This is a genomic window from Actinocrinis sp., assembly GCF_035605935.1.
Lineage (GTDB): Bacteria > Actinomycetota > Actinomycetes > Streptomycetales > Catenulisporaceae > Actinocrinis.
Genome location: NZ_DATNGK010000022.1, coordinates 1 through 15,891 on the forward strand (window position 1 = coordinate 1; position 15,891 = coordinate 15,891).

At 67.7% G+C, this 15,891-nt stretch carries 19 protein-coding genes; 12 read left to right on the forward strand and 7 right to left on the reverse strand.

Annotated features, from left to right (window positions below; all coding sequences use genetic code 11):
- Positions 1–194 precede the first annotated feature (194 nt).
- Both VN779_RS01695 and VN779_RS01700 read right to left on the reverse strand, forming a co-directional pair.
- Entirely contained in the window at positions 195–407 is a 213-nt protein-coding gene (locus tag VN779_RS01695; RefSeq protein WP_325719429.1) for a hypothetical protein, read from the reverse strand.
- A gap of 480 nt (positions 408–887) precedes the next feature.
- Positions 888–1,460: a MarR family winged helix-turn-helix transcriptional regulator gene (locus VN779_RS01700; RefSeq protein ID WP_325719431.1), complete on the reverse strand. Its 573-nt coding sequence runs from the start codon at positions 1,458–1,460 to the stop codon at positions 888–890.
- A gap of 161 nt (positions 1,461–1,621) precedes the next feature.
- Between VN779_RS01700 and VN779_RS01705 the strand changes: the two genes are divergently transcribed.
- From VN779_RS01705 to VN779_RS01720, 4 genes are all read left to right on the forward strand, one after another.
- The gene (locus VN779_RS01705; RefSeq protein ID WP_325719433.1) at positions 1,622–2,005 is read left to right on the forward strand and encodes a phage holin family protein; all 384 of its coding nucleotides are present in this window, start codon (positions 1,622–1,624) and stop codon (positions 2,003–2,005) included.
- A gap of 207 nt (positions 2,006–2,212) precedes the next feature.
- Positions 2,213–2,743, forward strand: coding sequence for a low molecular weight protein-tyrosine-phosphatase (locus tag VN779_RS01710; RefSeq protein ID WP_414639552.1), 531 nt, complete (start codon positions 2,213–2,215; stop codon positions 2,741–2,743).
- Complete coding sequence (locus tag VN779_RS01715; RefSeq protein ID WP_325719436.1) at positions 2,740–3,588, forward strand: fructosamine kinase family protein; 849 nt, start codon at positions 2,740–2,742, stop codon at positions 3,586–3,588. The genes VN779_RS01710 and VN779_RS01715 overlap by 4 nt, the downstream gene beginning before the upstream one ends.
- Before the next feature lie 318 nt (positions 3,589–3,906).
- On the forward strand, positions 3,907–5,010 hold the full coding sequence (locus tag VN779_RS01720) for a peptidoglycan-binding protein (RefSeq protein WP_325719438.1): 1,104 nt from the start codon (positions 3,907–3,909) through the stop codon (positions 5,008–5,010).
- Between the two features lie 17 nt (positions 5,011–5,027).
- Here the strand turns inward: VN779_RS01720 and VN779_RS01725 are convergent, their stop codons facing one another.
- Positions 5,028–5,306, reverse strand: a complete 279-nt coding sequence (locus tag VN779_RS01725; protein ID WP_325719526.1) for a TfoX/Sxy family DNA transformation protein — start codon at positions 5,304–5,306, stop codon at positions 5,028–5,030.
- A gap of 217 nt (positions 5,307–5,523) precedes the next feature.
- Between VN779_RS01725 and VN779_RS01730 the strand changes: the two genes are divergently transcribed.
- Both VN779_RS01730 and VN779_RS01735 read left to right on the forward strand, forming a co-directional pair.
- Complete coding sequence (locus VN779_RS01730; RefSeq protein ID WP_325719440.1) at positions 5,524–5,847, forward strand: multidrug efflux SMR transporter; 324 nt, start codon at positions 5,524–5,526, stop codon at positions 5,845–5,847.
- 178 nt (positions 5,848–6,025) lie between these two features.
- On the forward strand, positions 6,026–7,129 hold the full coding sequence (locus VN779_RS01735) for a hypothetical protein (RefSeq protein ID WP_325719442.1): 1,104 nt from the start codon (positions 6,026–6,028) through the stop codon (positions 7,127–7,129).
- A gap of 12 nt (positions 7,130–7,141) precedes the next feature.
- Here VN779_RS01735 and VN779_RS01740 read toward each other — a convergent pair whose 3' ends face one another.
- Together VN779_RS01740 and pheA are read right to left on the reverse strand one after the other, a co-directional pair.
- A complete protein-coding gene (locus tag VN779_RS01740) occupies positions 7,142–8,077 on the reverse strand; it encodes a hypothetical protein (RefSeq protein ID WP_325719443.1) in 936 nt (311 codons plus the stop codon).
- A 406-nt stretch (positions 8,078–8,483) separates the two neighbouring features.
- Entirely contained in the window at positions 8,484–9,422 is a 939-nt protein-coding gene (pheA, locus tag VN779_RS01745) for a prephenate dehydratase (RefSeq protein WP_325719444.1), read from the reverse strand.
- Positions 9,423–9,614: 192 nt separating this feature from the next.
- Between pheA and VN779_RS01750 the strand changes: the two genes are divergently transcribed.
- The 6 genes from VN779_RS01750 to VN779_RS01775 all read left to right on the forward strand — a co-directional run bounded on the left by VN779_RS01750 (position 9,615) and on the right by VN779_RS01775 (position 13,328).
- Positions 9,615–10,079 carry an ATP-binding protein gene (locus VN779_RS01750; protein WP_325719446.1) on the forward strand — a complete coding sequence of 155 codons (465 nt, stop codon included), beginning with the start codon at positions 9,615–9,617 and terminating at the stop codon, positions 10,077–10,079.
- Between the two features lie 33 nt (positions 10,080–10,112).
- Positions 10,113–10,760 (forward strand): molybdenum cofactor guanylyltransferase, encoded by a 648-nt coding sequence (gene mobA, locus VN779_RS01755; RefSeq protein WP_325719447.1) that lies wholly within the window; start codon positions 10,113–10,115, stop codon positions 10,758–10,760.
- Between the two features lie 19 nt (positions 10,761–10,779).
- The gene (locus tag VN779_RS01760; protein WP_325719448.1) at positions 10,780–11,046 is read left to right on the forward strand and encodes a DUF6457 domain-containing protein; all 267 of its coding nucleotides are present in this window, start codon (positions 10,780–10,782) and stop codon (positions 11,044–11,046) included.
- 87 nt (positions 11,047–11,133) lie between these two features.
- Positions 11,134–12,111 (forward strand): NAD(P)H-quinone oxidoreductase, encoded by a 978-nt coding sequence (locus tag VN779_RS01765; RefSeq protein ID WP_325719450.1) that lies wholly within the window; start codon positions 11,134–11,136, stop codon positions 12,109–12,111.
- A gap of 45 nt (positions 12,112–12,156) precedes the next feature.
- Positions 12,157–12,729 (forward strand): bacterial proteasome activator family protein, encoded by a 573-nt coding sequence (locus VN779_RS01770; RefSeq protein WP_325719452.1) that lies wholly within the window; start codon positions 12,157–12,159, stop codon positions 12,727–12,729.
- Between the two features lie 29 nt (positions 12,730–12,758).
- Positions 12,759–13,328 (forward strand): dihydrofolate reductase family protein, encoded by a 570-nt coding sequence (locus tag VN779_RS01775; RefSeq protein WP_325719454.1) that lies wholly within the window; start codon positions 12,759–12,761, stop codon positions 13,326–13,328.
- A gap of 81 nt (positions 13,329–13,409) precedes the next feature.
- Here the strand turns inward: VN779_RS01775 and VN779_RS01780 are convergent, their stop codons facing one another.
- Positions 13,410–14,414 (reverse strand): phosphotransferase enzyme family protein, encoded by a 1,005-nt coding sequence (locus tag VN779_RS01780; protein WP_325719456.1) that lies wholly within the window; start codon positions 14,412–14,414, stop codon positions 13,410–13,412.
- A 151-nt stretch (positions 14,415–14,565) separates the two neighbouring features.
- Positions 14,566–15,843: a serine--tRNA ligase gene (gene serS / locus VN779_RS01785; RefSeq protein ID WP_325719458.1), complete on the reverse strand. Its 1,278-nt coding sequence runs from the start codon at positions 15,841–15,843 to the stop codon at positions 14,566–14,568.
- Between the last annotated feature and the right edge of the window lie 48 nt (positions 15,844–15,891).

The following is a 15,891-nucleotide window of genomic DNA, read 5'->3' on the forward strand; positions in this document are numbered from 1 at the left end:
GCCGATCGACGACCCTGGCTGCGTTGCCGAAACATCCACAGACGACCCACGGTGTTGAATGAGGAGCGCGAGGATGCTCCGGCGCCTTGCCAGGCCCGCCGCTTGGCCGATTCGCCGTGCCGTACCCGACAATTGCGGCAATCCGCCGCTGATAGTGCGTGACGTGAGACCCCAAAATGGGATCAGCCGCCCTCTCAGTAGTCGCGACGGTTGCGGATCTGCCGCCGCCGGTAGGCGGGCAGCGAGTTCATGAACCGGCGGTATCCATACCAGAGCACGCCCACCGCCCCGACGGCGAGCGCGACGAAGAACAGCGAACTGAACACGGCGGTGACCACCGCGATCACGATCTTGGCGGCGATCACCACACCGGCGACCGCGATCACAGCCTTAAGCCAGGTTGGCATCTGCCTTCCCAACCCCTTCAGGAGCCTCGGGACACCGCGCGTCACGGCGTCTGCCAGAAGAACGTTCGGGCTCTCGCCCCCGTTCCCGATCCACGATATATCGCGTTCGGCTCCTGCGCCAGTGCCATCGCCAGCGTCCAGGAACGTATCCCGCGCCTGGAGACCTCGCCGGTACGAACCCCGTTAGTCAAGACGTCCGAAACGCGCCTCCCCGGCGACACCTTTCAGACGCGCCTAAGCCCGCCGGGACCTAGCGCACCCCGGCGGGCTGTTGAGCGCCTCGCCGCACAGCGCTTGCGTGCTGTGGGCGCGGCTGGTGTTTCCAAGCGTTGTCACGCTTTACTGCTGTTGCTTCTGCTGCTGCTTGATACCAGAGTGTCGCACTGAAACCTCTGATACGGCAGAGCATTGACTGCTGCCGCACTATCGCAGCAGTCAGTTGTGACGGCCGTGATGTACACCGGCTGTCGGGATCGCGGGTCAGGCCTTCTTGGCGCGGGTTGAAGCGCGCTTCGTTGCGGCCTTCTTGGCGGGCCTCTTGGCGGCGGCAGGTGCCTTCTTCGCGGTCGCCTTACGAGCCGGACGCGCAGCCGGGGCAGGAGTTTCCTCCGCCTCGACCTGAGCGGTCACGGTGGCGAACGCGCTGCGGCACTTCTCCAGCAGCTTGCGCAGCGACTGCTGGTCCGCCTTGCTGAGCTGCCCGTTGAGCAGCTCCTCGACCTCGAGGATCTTCTTGTCGGCGCGGCCGAGCAATCTCTTGCCCGCCGCGGTGATGTTCGTCTCCATCGCGCGGCCCTGACCCGGTACGGTGCGCCGCTCGATGAGACCCTTGACGGTCAGGTTGCCCAGAACCGTGGTCATCGTCTGCGGGGTCACCAAGCACCTTCGGGCAAGCTCCGCACCACTGATACCGGGCGTGTCAGCGATCACCAACAGCGCCGAGTATTGCGGGACGGTCAGGCCCATCGGGCGCAGTGCCGCGTCCTTCGCTCCGGAGAGCTCTTGCTCAAGGCTCTTGACCATGTGGCCGAGCCGGTCATCCACTGCTGTCATGGCGTCGATCATATCCTGTGTCGCACAAAATGCCCGTTTTTGCGGCGGGCTCTGACGCGGATGGGTGATACACAACGCTCTGCGAGCGCCACCCGTACCCTTCTACAACAGCTTGCCACACCTTCTTGGCCGAAGCGCGCTACTTGCGGGAACATGCGGCCATGAAGAAATTCGTGATCAAGATCCTGGTGAACGCGGTGGGCCTGTACGTGGCCTCAATCGTGGTCAAGTCAGGCATCGCGTTCCAGGGCACAGGCTTCCAACTGGTGTGGACAGTGCTGCTGGTCGCGCTCATCTTCGGCCTGGTGAACACGTTCATCAGGCCGCTCGTCAAGCTCTTCAGCTTCGGCATCCTGCTGCTCACATTGGGGCTGTTCACCTTCATCATCAACGCTCTCATGCTGTTGCTGACCTCGAAGATCTCCGACCACTTCGCGGTGCGCTTCCATGTGCAGAACTTCGGATACGCGCTGCTCGGGTCGCTGATCATCACCGCCGTCTCGCTGATCTTGCACGCGGTGCTGCCCGACGAGAAGCGTAAGTAGGCGTGGAGACAGCGCTCGAAGCTCAAGGTCCGGGTACACGATCATGACCGAAGAACAAGACCAGTGAACAACGACGCAGACATCCGTACCGGTGCGGACCACCGGGACGGCGAGCGCAGTGCTCTGCAACGCTCGCACGGTGGCAAGCAGACCCGGGGTCTGTACCGGGTCTGCTTTGTCTGCACGGGCAACATTTGCCGCTCGCCGATGGCGGAGTGGGTGCTGCGCGCGCGTGTCGCCGAGGCCGGGCTGTCGGACGTCGTCGAAGTGGACAGCGCCGGTACCGGCGACTGGCATGTGGGCGACGGCGCGGATCCGCGCACGGTGCGAGTGCTTGCCCGCCACGGGTATCCGTCGCGGCATGTAGCACGCCAATTCCAGCCGGCCGAGTTGCTGCGCAGGGACTTGGTGATCGCATTGGACCACGGACATCTGCGCACCCTGCGGCGCTGGGCCTCGTCGCTTTCCGGAACCTGGGGTACCAGAGCCGGCAACCCTTCGGATCGCACCGCCGCCGCCGAATCAGTGAAAACCAGCTCCGAACAAGACCGGGCGCACCTGGCCGAATTGCGCCTACTGCGCGAGTTCGACCCGGCCGCGGGGCCCGACCGGCTTGACGTACCGGATCCGTACTACGGTTCTCTAGCAGGCTTCGAAGAATGCCTGGCGATGGTGCAGGACGCGATACCGGGCCTGCTGTCGCACATCGGGTTGGCTTTGGAGACGAGGGCAGGGTGATCGGCGACCAGGTGGCCGCGGTGCTCGGGGGCGCTGTGGCCGGGGTGACTGCGCTCGGCACCGGCGCCGGTGGTGCGGGTACGTACCGAGTCTCGCTGCTCGCCGGCGGCAACGTCTTCGTCAAGGCCACCGGGGGCCAGGACCCGGAGTTCCTCGCCTCGGAGGCGGCCGGGCTGCGCTGGCTGCGCGAGGCGGAGGGCGTGCCTGTGCCCGAAGTGCTCGGGCTCAGCGACTCATTGCTGGTGACCACCTGGATCACGCCCGGCCGCGCGACGCCGCAGGGCGCGGAGGAGTTCGGACGGCAACTGGCGACGCTGCACGCGCGCGGCGCGCAGTCGTACGGCGCCTCCTGGCCCGGCTTCGTCGGCGCGCTGCCGATGGACAACACCGAAGAAGAGGAGTGGCCGGGCTTCTATACGCGGCGCAGAGTGCTGCCTTACCTGCGCGCTGCGGTGGAGCGCGGTTCGGTCGACGCGGACGGCGCGGCCGTCATCGAGCGGGTGTGCGACCGGATCGAAGATCTGGCCGGGCCGCCGGAGCTGCCGGCCCGGATCCACGGGGATCTGTGGGCGGGCAATATCCACTGGGACACCCGCGGCCGCGCCTGGCTGATCGACCCGGCGGCGCACGGCGGTCACCGGGAGACCGATCTGGCGATGATGGCGCTGTTCGAGCCGCCGCATCTGGACACGATCATCGCCGCGTACGACGAGGTGCATCCATTGGACGAGGACTGGCGCGAGCGCGTTGGCCTACACCAGTTGCATCCGCTTCTGGTGCACGCAGTGCTGTTCGGCTCCTCTTATGGGGCGCAGGCCGTAGCCGCCGCGCGCCAGTATTTGTAGGGCGCTACTTGCCCAGCGCAGCGCGCGAAGCGCCACGATGTACAGGTCGTCCTTCAGACTTGCGGTGAACCGCCTCGGCGGCGCCGCACGTGTGACACATTCGAAGTACTACGCCGACGCGGGTCGGAATCGGACTATCCGGACTTATCGGGGCGATAGCATCCCGGACGCACAATGTGACAGTCCTGTCGCAGGAGAGCAAAGGGTCGGTAGTAGATGTACCGGACACGCGCACAGCCGTACTACAGTTGCCGACCGGCAGTCGGGGCGGCGGGATAAGGCATTGACTCACGGGCTACCTATGGAGCGTGACGAGCGGTGAGCTACTGCAGCTCCTGTGGCGAGCCGGTGGAAGGCCGGTTCTGCCGGATGTGCGGCACCCCTTATGAGGTGGTTCCCGCGGAAGCGGTCGCGGCGACCAGCATGCAACAGGGCTTCTTCTCGGCCTCGCCTGCGCACCTTCCCACCCATGCACAGCCGCCCGAATCCGCGTTCGAATCGCTGTTCCGGCAGCCGGACGGGCAGATCAATCCGCACAGCCTGACGCAGATGATCCCGCCGGTCGAGGCCGATTACCGGATGCCGCCGCCTGGATCGCAGCAGTTCAACTCGTTCAGCGGTACGCCGGAGAAGACGACCGTCCTTCCGTCGCATCCCGGCGGAGGGGTCTACCCACCCGGACCCGGTAACGAAGCGACTGATGAGTGGAACGACGACGAGCCCGGTATGCGCAAGCCGGTGCTCTGGGGCACCATCGGCGCAGTCGTCGCGGCGTCGGCGGTAATCCTCGGCCTGCTTTACATCGGCAGCAAGGACACGGGGAACGCCGCAGGTGCCGGCAGCACCGCGTCGAGTACACCCTCCGCCGTGGTCTCGACGCAGCCGAGCCTGGGCAGCGTCGCGCTCGCACCCGGTTCGGCGGAGCCGTCTCCCTCCGCCAGCCCGTCGCCCTCGCCGGCCGCGTCGATGCAGGGGAATGGCGGCACGACGCTTCCGCTGTCACTTGGCTCGACCGGCACGTACGTCCACTACGTACAGACCCGGCTGCGGCAACTCGGCTACTACCACGGCGACATCACCGGGCAGTACGACCAGGCGACTGCACAGGCGGTCATCTCGTTCCAGGCCAAGGCCCAGGTGACCGGCGATCCATCCGGCACCGTCGGCCGGTCGACGCTCACCGCGCTGATCGCCGCGGGCTCGCAGCCGAACCTGCACGTCGGGCAGCGCTCCGGCGACGTCAAGCGGCTCCAGGAAGCGCTCAACAGCGCGGAAGGTGCCGGGCTCAACGTCAGCGGGCGCTACGACCAGGCGACGTTCCTCGCGGTAGCCAGCTACCAGACCCGGGTCGGCGTAGCACCCACCGGAACGATGAACGCGCAGACGTGGGCCGCGCTCCAATCCGGCTCGATCGTCGGATGATCACAGGTCGTGTCTGATCAGCGCAGCCCGGCTGCAGCGAGCAGCCGGTCCCGCTCAGGCCTGCTGATGGCAGTCCAGCGGACCGAGCGGATCGCCCCTTCCAGCGCGAGCAGGGTGTGCACGCACTCCTCGCCGGGGGTCTTGTCCGCGATCAGCTCCCAGGCCTGCAGCGCACCGAGCTGTTTGAGCTGCTCAAGGGTATCGATGCCGACGGAACTGAGCCGTTCGGAGAGCACCGGGCCGATATTCACCGCCCGCTCCATCGGCGTGCCCCGGGTCGATCCGCCTATCGACATCGCCACCGCCACCACCCTTCCTCCCGGCCGCTCCAGCTGGCGCCCACCCAACGAGCGTGACCCAACCGCCCCCAGTCGGCCACCCCATGCGCCCTTATGACTGATGCATGATGTGATCGGCCGCTTTTCCCCGGACACGCCGGGGATCCAACCGAAGGAAGGGGTTCGTCTGGTTTGAGTATTTGTGCGGGACCGCGCGCCCCCGGAGACTGGGAGCATGGCCTGGCTCCTCGTCATCATCGCCGGTCTCCTGGAGACCGGGTTCGCGGTCTGTCTGAAAATGAGCGACGGCTTCAGCCGGATCTGGCCCACGATCGGCTTCGCGCTGTTCGCGCTCGCCTCCTTCGGTCTGCTTACCTCGGCGTTGCGCCGGCTGGAGGTCGGCCCCGCGTACGCGGTGTGGACCGGGATCGGCGCGGCCGGAACAGTGCTGTTCGGAATGTTGTTTCTCGACGAGAGCAGTTCCCCGGTGAAGATCCTTTCCATCTCGCTGATCGTGGCGGGGGTGGTCGGGCTCAACCTGTCCGGGGCCAATCATTGAACCAATGCACCGGCCGATTGAACCGAGAAGGCCGCACGACCGTGACCGTGACCAGGTGGTTACCGCCCGGAGCATCGCGCCGCTTAGATATCGATCCTGCGTCAGACGCCGCCCGCCCCATGGCGTCTGCGCCGGCCGCCGATATCTTTACCGCGTAAGGACGCAGCAAGGAGGGGCCATGGACGTCTCCACGACGTCTGCCACGGCAGCCAACCCCTTCGGCACGGCACCACCGCCCACGGGGGGTCAGGCGGCGCCGTCGCTGGAGGAAACCGTAGCTACCGCCGAATCGGCACTCGCCGAGGCGCAGATCGCATTGGAGACCAGCAGGCTCGACCTCGACCGGCTGACCAGGCTGCACCACCATCATCTCGGGCCGCTCTACGACCGGCTCGACCAGCTCGACCTGTTGATCGCCGAGGCGAAGGCCGCGATGACCGGCGATCCGGAACAGGCTCGCCGCGCATACGAACTGAGGTACGGATCTTCGGGTCAGCCTACGTTCGACCCGCTGACGGATCCGCTGCCGACCGGCGAGCCGGAACCGGCGCCGCTGATCGACCCGGAGTACGCGAGCACACTGCGCTTCACCGAGCCGGTCGAGGAGCAGACGCAGAGCAACGACCCTGCCAAGACCCTCCAGCGGCTCTACCGCGACCTGGCTCGGCGTGCCCACCCGGACTTCACGCAGGATCCCCGGGAGAAGGAGCGGCGCAACGCGTTCATAACGCGGGTGAACGACGCGTACCGCCGGGCCGACTTGTACGAGTTGCAGCGTCTGGCCGAGGAATGGGCGGTAATCAGCGCCGAGGGCCCGGAGATGGGCGGCGAGGAGCGCCAGCTGTGGCTGCGGCAGCGCTTGATATGGCTGCGCGCCCGCACCGCTGAGGCGCGCGTCGAGCGCGAGACGTTGCTTTCCAGCCCGCTTGGCCAAGTGCTGGCCGAGTTCGGTGCGGAGCGGGCGCTCGATGCCTTGTATGCGCGGCTCTACGAGCAGATCCAGTACAAAGAGCGGGAGCTTCACGACGTGTACATGCCGCAGCCGGCGCACACGACGAACGGTGCCCACGCAGCGGCAGAGTCGGGTTACACGGCGCAGCATGCCTATGCGCCCGATCCGGCCTTCGCCACCGAATCTGCGTATGCGGCGGGTGTGCACAGCGCCCAGGGCGTGTACGCGACGGAATCACCGGCTCCGATCCAATCCGGTCCGATGCAGTACACGACGCCGTACCCGACTCAGGCGCAGCCGGAACCGCCGGGCTTGGGCTTCTTTGGATAGCCCGGCTTCGCGCTAGACGGCCAACCCGGTGGCCAGGGCTCGGCCGGTGGCGCGGTCGAGTAGGTACGGCTGTAGGTCCCCGCAGCTGCTCTTGATCTCGATGACCTCGTCTTCGATGCCGGGGCCGAAGCGCTCAGTCAGTTGCGGGGCGATCATCGCGGTCGGGTCGGTATGCGCCACGACGTTGGACCAGCGGCGTATCGCGGCGGGCCAGTGGCCCTGTTCGTTGCGCGGGGCCGGTTCCAGCCGGGCGAAGACCGGCTCGGGGCCGCACATGGCTGCGCCGAGCGAGACGAAGGCGACCGAGACCGCGTCGCTGAGCGCGCACAGCGCCTCGTAAGCGATCAGCGCACCGATTCCGTGGCCAACGACGACCTTGGTGTCCGGCAGGATCGCCGCTTGGGTCCGGTCCCGCACCTCGTGACGCAGTTTCAGGTCGGTCAGGTAGCGGCTCAGCGCGCGGGCCTCCGCCCCGGCCAGCTCCGGTGAGCCACGGAAGTAGGCGCTGCTGCCCAGCGCGGCGGAGAGCGCCGCACTCTGAGATGTCGAGTTCTGCGTTTCTGGCTGGTGGGCCGGCCGGCGCCGCCGGTCCGCGTGCGACTCCAACGTGCCGATCCGGGTCGCCGAGGTCCACCAACCGCTCAGCAGTGTCTCGGCCAGTTCATCGGCGTCGACGGGCGCCGCGGCGCCTTTCGGTTCTGCTTTCGGCTCCGCCGACGCCTTTCCGGCGCCTGGGTAAGTCTCCGCATCGTGCTCCGTGGGACGCCTCGCGAACAGGTCGGCGAAGTCGAGCACTACTACGTCCCCCGCTCGCGGCACCGGACCTCGTACCGCGCGCACCGACGATGACAGGGCAGTGACGACACGCTGTACCGGATCGGTGCGGCGCACCCCGGAGCCGACGGAAAGCGGGCCGACTGAGACAGGACCGACCGACAGCGGTCCCACGGAGATCGGTCCGAGCGACCGCGCGCCGGGCGATCGGGAGCCGCCTGGTCCGCTCGGTCCCGGAACCACGACTACGAGCGCCAATGTCAACCCCCTCGTGCGTCGGACTGTGCTCGCTGGACTGCGCGCTGTTCCCCGCGCCGACGCGGCCTGGCGGACATCCCGCCCCGGTACGCCCTCTTACGCCGCCCTGCGCCGTCTCTCCGACGCCGCCGTTCGACAAACGTGCGAACGGCCGGGAATCAGTCTTGTGGCCTAGCGTAACCGACCCAAGACGCCAGGTGAGACCTCTGGCGGGAACTTGCCGTCCTTGTGACGATGCATTCGGCATTGCATTCCGCATTGCGGCGCCTGACGCAGTATCAGTAGCGGCGCCTCACAACGTTATGCGCGACCTGCCCCGGCGTCACTCCGCGCCGCCGCCGCGGGCGTCGTCGAGCCACGCGCGCGCCGCCGCGAATTCCTCGTCGCTGGTGCCGAATCGCACCGCCGGGGCCTGGCCGTCAGCCCGCGGATACGAGCCGAGGAAACGCAGGTTCGCGCTCGACCTGCGCAGCCCCATCAACGCCTCGCCGACCCGCGCGTCCGCGATATGTCCTTCGCAGTCGATGAAGAAGAAATAGCGGCCCATACCCTGCCCGGTCGGCCGGGATTCGATCCGGCTGAGGTTCACGCCGCGGGTCGCGAACTGCTCCAGAATTTCCATCAGCTCGCCGGGGTGGTTGTCGCGCAAACCGACCGTAATCGAGGTCTTGTCCACTCCGGTCGGCGGCGGCACGGGGCCGGGCCTGGTCACCAGCACGAATCGGGTCTGTGCGCCGGCGATGTCGTGCACCGGCTCGGCCAGCACCTCAAGCCCGTAGCGCGGGGCCGCGAACGAACCCGCCAGCGCCGCGTCGTATACCCCGTCCTGCACCTGGCGGGCCGCGTGCGCGTTCGAAGTGGCGGCTTCCCAGCGCGCGTCGGGCAGGTTCTCGCTGAGCCAGCGTCGACACTGCGGCTCGGCTACCGGGTGGCTGGCGACCGTCTTGATGTCCTCGATCGCGGTACCGGGCCGCACGAGCAGCGCGAAGCTAACGGAAAGCAACAATTCGCGCACGATGACCAGCGGTTCACCGGAGGCCAATTCGTCTATGGTCGCGGTTACCGCACCCTCGACTGAGCTCTCCATGGCGACGATGGCGGCCGTACATTCACCGCGACGTACCGCTTCAAGCGCGGCCGGCACCGTCGGACACGGCACCGGCTCGACCGACCCAGACTCCGGCAGAGCGAGCAGCGCCGCCTCGGTGAACGTGCCTTCCGGCCCGAGGTACGCGTAACGGAGTGGTTGCTCAACGGACATGGTCACCACCGTATCCCTCCTCAAGGCCGCGATGTGCCGCTGTCTCGAGAAGGCCTTTAGAGGGCGGCGTACAGCCTTATGAGTGATCCCGTTACGACACGGTGTCGCGTTTCACGCTCTTCGAGCGCGTATTGATGCGCACTAGCGGTAATACGTAACTGCGTGCCCCTCGACCGTGGGAGGTTGTGGCTCGTGGACGTCAACTGGACCCTGCTGCTGCCCCGAGAGGCGGAGAGCGTGGGGAAGGCCCGGCGGATGCTGCGGGATACCGCGACGCTCGCCGGGATGGATCCCGAGGTCTCCTTCGATCTGGGCGTGGCGCTGACCGAGGCGTGCGCGAACGTCATCGAGCACGCCGGGCAGGCCGAGGGCTACTGGGTCGCGGCCGGGATCAGCGACGAGCGCTGCTGGATCGACGTGATCGACAACGGGGTCGGATTCGCTCCGCGCCGGCTTACTGAGCACACGGCGACGGCGAAAAACAAGCGGCCGGCGCGGATCGCGGCGGTGAGCATCGCGGATACCCCTGAGGGCGGACGAGGGCTGATGCTGATCGAGGCTCTGTGCGATCGGGTCGACATCCGCAATCACCCCGCGCGCGGCGCGATGATCCACTTCGAGCGGGACTTGAAGCCGAGCCAGTCGCTCGCCGCGTAGCGGACGGTCCCTCGGAGTGCGTTTACTGGGCGGGTGGACGTTCTGATACTCGCGGGCGGCGAAGCGCGCCGGCTGCGCGGGGTGGACAAGCCGATGGTCGAAATCGGGGGGAAGACCCTGCTCGATCGGGTCATCGAGGCCTGCGCGGCTCTCACCGGCGTGGGCAGCTCGGGGGAAATCGTCGTCGTGGGACCGCCGCGCACGACAGAACGCGACGTGCGTTGGGTCCGTGAAGAGCCGCCTGGTGGCGGGCCGGCGGCGGCCATCGCGGCGGGCCTAAGTGCGCTTCCGGGATCTACCGGCCGGTGGAGCCGTTGGATCGGCGTTTTCGCCGCCGACCTTCCCTTCCTGACCGCCGAGACTGTCCACAGCCTGTGGACAGCGGCCGCCAAAGTGGAGACTAGCTGCGACGGCGCGGTCGCCGTGGATGCGGAAGGGCGTGAGCAATGGTTGGCGGCGGTGTACCGACGCGACACGCTCCGATCGAAGGTCGCTGAGTACGGGCAAGACGGGGTGCACGGCCTCCCGCTGCGTCGGCTGGTCGGTGATCTGCGGCTGCTTCGGATCGCACAGACGGGGAATGCCGTGCTGGACTGCGACACCTGGGAGGATGTGGACGCGGCGCGCCGAATCGCCGCTTCCGCACCCCGGACCGTGATCGACGGTCCCGGTGCAGGCTGAGGAAGGGAACTGACAGCGCATGTTCGACTCCTGGCTCGGCGAGGCGGCTGCCGAACTCGGCCGCCCCGAACTCGCGCTGACCGCCGAGCAGCAGACGGCCCTGCTCGAACTGGCCCGAGTGGCCGCGCACTCGGTCGCTCGCCCAGCCGCGCCGCTGACCACCTTCCTGGCCGGTTATGCGCTGGGGATCGGCGGAAGCCTCGACGGGCTGGACAGCGTTGCCGCCACGCTCACTGCTGCGGCTGAGGCGCACGCACAGGCTCACGAGAAGGCGCACGAAGCCTGACCGGAGTCGCGGATCGCACTCGGACGCCCGCGGCGATGGGCCATGGCGGCCAGAAGCTTCGCCGCGCGAGGTCCTAGGGTGGGCGTCATGAAGGCGATCCAGATCACGGAACCTGGCGGTCCTGACGTACTCGACTGGACGGACGTTCCCGATCCGGTACCCGGAGTAGGCGAGGTGCTGATCGAGGTCGCCGCGAGCGCGGTGAACCGCGCCGATCTGTTGCAGCGCGCTGGCTTCTACCCGCCGCCGGCCGGCGCCAGCGACATCCTGGGTCTGGAGTGCTCGGGCCGGATCGCGGCTCTTGGGGACGGCGTCACGGGTTGGGACCTCGGCGACGAGGTGTGCGCGCTGCTCGCCGGGGGCGGTTACGCCGAACGGGTGGTAGTGCCGGCCGGTCAGGTGCTTCCGGTACCGAAGGGGGTCGACCTCGTTTCGGCGGCAGGCCTTCCGGAGGCCGTCTGCACGGTCTGGTCGAATGTGTTCATGGGCGCCGGGCTCCAGCCGCGCGAGACCCTGCTCGTCCATGGCGGTGCCGGCGGCATCGGCACGACCGCGATCCAGCTCGCCAAGGCGCTCGGCGCGCGCGTCGTGGCGACCGCGGGTTCGCCGGAGAAGGTGGCGCGCTGCCGCGACCTGGGCGCGGATGCGGCGATCAATTACCGCACCGAGGACTTCGTTGAGCGGCTGAGCGAGATCACGGCCGGGCACGGCGCGGACGTGATCCTGGACAACATGGGTGCTGCTTACTTAGGCCGCAACCTCGATGCGTTGGCAGTCAACGGGCGCCTGGTCGTCATCGGGCTTCAGGGTGGCGTGCGCGGCGAACTGGATCTCGGCCGGCTGATGGGCAAGCGCGCCGCGATCCTGGCGACCGGCCTGCGCGCTCGTCCGGTCGCCGAAAAGGCCGCGATCGTGGCCTCGGTGCGTGAACATGTTTGGCCGCTCACCGAATCCGGCACCTTGACCGTCGTCGCCGACCAGCGCTTTCCCATGGCCGAGGCCGCTGCGGCGCACCGGCTCGTCGAATCGTCGGGGCACGTCGGTAAAGTGCTGCTCGTTAGATAAATCATGCCTGTCAACCGCCGAACCGCCCTCCCGCCGGAGCAGCCGATGAACGCGCAGGACTCGGAATACCAGGACCAGACCGACTACCGGACCGGCGGCTACGTCGTGGTCGGCCCCGACGGGCACCCGGTGCTCGAGGCCGGCGCGGAGCCCGAAGAGCAGGCAGACGAGCGCAACGGCGAGGACCCGACCAGCGTGGCCGAGATGGTCGAGCAGCCCGCGAAGGTGATGCGGATCGGCTCGATGATCAAGCAGTTGCTCGAAGAAGTGCGCGCGGCGCCGCTCGACGAGGCCAGCCGGGTGCGGCTCAAGGAGATTCACAAGTCCTCGATCGCCGAGCTCGAAAAGGGCCTCGCGCCCGAGCTGATCAGCGAGCTTGAGCGGCTCTCGCTGCCGTTCGCCGAGGAAGGCGTGCCCAGCGAGGCGGAGTTGCGCATCGCCCAGGCGCAACTGGTCGGCTGGCTGGAAGGGCTCTTCCACGGCATCCAGACCGCGCTGTTCGCGCAGCAGATGGCGGCGCGGGCGCAACTGGAGCAGATGCGCAGGGCGCTGCCGCCCGGCATGTCCGTGGACCAGGCGCAGCCCGGTAACGCCGTGGTGTCCGGTCCGTACCTGTAAGCCACGCCTACCAGGCTCCGGGAAGTGTGATGCGAAAAGTCGTCGTTCAACTCTGCGTGTCCCTCGATGGATTCATTGAGGGACCGCACGGCGAGCTGGACTGGCACCTGGTCGACGAGGAACTGCACTCCCACTTCAACCAGTACCTGGGTTCGATGGGCGCGTTCCTCAACGGACGCGTGATGCATGAGCTGATGGTCGGGTACTGGCCAACCGCGGACCAGGATCCTGACGCGCCCGCTCCGATCGTCGAGTTCGCGCGGATCTGGCGTGAAATGCCGAAGCTGGTCTATTCCAGGACCCTGCCACAGACGGACTTGGACTGGAATGCCAGGGTCGTGCGCGAAGTCGTTCCGGAGGAGGTCCGCCGGCTGAAAGCGGAACCGGGCGGGGACCTGGCGCTCGGCGGCGCCGACCTCGCCTCGGCCTTCTTGCGGCACGGGCTGATCGATGAGTATCGGCTCTACATCCAGCCGGTCGTGCTCGGCGCCGGCAAACCGCTGTTTCCCCAGGGCACCGCGCGGACGGATTTCCGGCTGCTGGAAAGCAGAACCTTCGGCAACGGCGTGGAGCTGTTGCGGTATCAGTGCGCTCAATAACCGCGGCCCCGCACTCAGAATCTGTACTAAGGGTTCTGCGCTAAGAACCCTGCCACTAGCTCAACACTCTGCGTAGCGAGCTCAACGGCCGCAGAACGCGTCCAGCACTTTTTCGTAGTGGTGCGTCCACCACACCACGAGCGCCGAGGCGGCCGGGAACTGCTCGTCGGTGCGTGCATCCTGGCGTTCATAGCGCCAACTGAGCATCCAGAAGTCGGTCAGCCGTTCCCACCACAGCCGGTGCACGGCCGCGGTCAGCTCGTCTGCCATCCACGGCCGCACATCAACGTATCCGCGCACGTACTCGCGCACGCGGGCGAGGTCGAGCTGGCCGTCGTGCGGATCCACGAACAGGATGAGCGCGGAGCGCACCAGCTCCTCGCCATACGGCTGCACGCCGAGCCGGTCCCAGTCGACCACCGCGCAGACCTCGCCGTCCGCGCGATGAAAAACATTGAGACCGTGGAAGTCCCCGTGCACATGGCCGACCGTCAACTGCGCCAGATCGGTCGGCCGCCGATGCGCCAGCTTGTCGAGCAGACCCAGCCGTTCCACCAACCGGAACTCGGCCAGGTCGTCGATGCCCTCGCGTATCGGCCGGTTATTCAGCAGGTCCAGCAATCGCAGGGCCTTGGCTCGCGCCTCGGCCACCTGCGTCGTCGGCTGCGCCAGCGGTTGGGCGGCCGGGCCGAGGATGCCGGCGAGCGCGTCGTGCAGCCGGCCGAGCAGCGCGCCGAGGGCCCGGCATTGTTCGAGTTCGAAGGTGAGGCCGGGCCGATGCTCGCCGTCAACCCATGGATAGAGTGCGAACAAGCGCGATCCATAGCGATTGAGGGTCCTGCCGGACAGGTCGGTCAACGGAGCGACCACCGGCAGTCCGCGCGCGGCGAGGGCGGCCGTCGCGGCGTGCTGCGACCGGATCGTATGCGGCTCCTGATCCAGGTAGTGCTTCAGGAACAGCCGGCCGGAGCCGGTGCTCACCACGAAGGCGCGGTTGAGCAGGCCCTCGTCGAGCGGTTTGAACCCGAGCACATCGGCGATCCCATACCGCCGAAGCAGTGCCGCCAGCGGTGAGTGGCGTGGCATGGCGGTACCTTACGCCCGCGCGCACGCCGGGGGAGCGCGTTTTGCGGAACGCGCTCCCCTCCCGCCATGCCATCTCAAAGGCCGGACAGTCTGGCCTTGACAAACCGGCTCAAACCGGTCGGTTAAGGTCAGCGCCGACTTAGTCAGCCGGTTACTTGGCCAGGGGGCTGAGAACCTCGCGGCCGCCGAGATACGGCCGCAGCGCCTGCGGCACCCGGACCGACCCGTCAGCCTGCTGATGGTTCTCCAGGATGGCCACGATCGTGCGCGGCATGGCGCACAGCGTGCCGTTGAGCGTGGCCAGCGGGCGCACGCCGTCGGCGTCGCGCAGCCGCACTGAAAGCCGGCGGGCCTGGAATCCGGTGCAGTTCGAGGTCGAAGTCACCTCGCGGTAGCGGCCCTGGGTCGGGATCCACGCCTCGCAGTCGAACTTGCGCGCGGCCGAGGAGCCGAGGTCGCCGGCCGCCACGTCGATCACCCGGAATGGCAGTTCGAGCCGGTCGAGGAACTCCTTCTCCCAGCCGAGCAGCCGGCGATGTTCGTCGAGCGCGTCCTCGGGAGCGCAGAACGAGAACATCTCGACCTTCTCGAACTGGTGCACGCGGATGATTCCACGGGTGTCCTTGCCGTAGGAGCCGGCTTCGCGCCGATAGCAGGACGAGTAGCCGGCGTACCGCAGCGGTAGCGCGGAGGCGTCGAGGATCTCGTCCATGTGATACGCCGCCAGCGGCACCTCCGAGGTCCCGACCAGGTACAGGTCGTCCTCGGCGAGGTGGTAGACGTTCTCCGCGGCCTGGCCGAGGAAACCAGTGCCCTGCATCGCCGCGGGCTTGACCAGCGACGGCGTGACGACCGGGGTGAAGCCGTACCCGAGCGCCTGCTCCATGGCGAGGTTGAGCAGCGCGAACTCCAGCAGCGCGCCGACCCCGGTCAGGTAGTACTGACGCGCACCGCCGACCTTGGCCCCGCGCTCCAAGTCGATCGCGCCGAGGATCCGGCCGAGCTCGACATGGTCGCGCGGCTCGAAGCCTTCGGCGGTGAAGTCGCGCGGGGTGCCGACGTGCTCGAGGACCACGTAGTCGTCCTCGCCGCCTTCGGGCACGCCCTCCTCGACCAAATTGGAGAGCCCGAGGGCGAGCTGGCGCGCTTCTTCCACGGCCTCGCTCTGCTCGGCGTCCGCGGCCTTGACCGCCGCGGCGAGTTCGTTGGCCCGCGCAAGCAGCGCGGCCTTCTCCTCGCCGGTGGCCTTCGGGATCTGCTTGCCGAGATTGCGCTGCTCGGAGCGCAGTGTGTCGAACGCGAGCGAGGACGATCGGCGCCGTTCGTCGGCCGCCAGCACCTGGTCCACCAGGGCCGGATCTTCGCCGCGGGCGCGCTGGGACGCGCGGAAGCGGTCCGGTTCGTCACGAAGCTCTCGTAGGTCGATCACAGGGCAAAAGCTACCTTGAACGCGGTGCTGATCGGTAATGAGATCGGC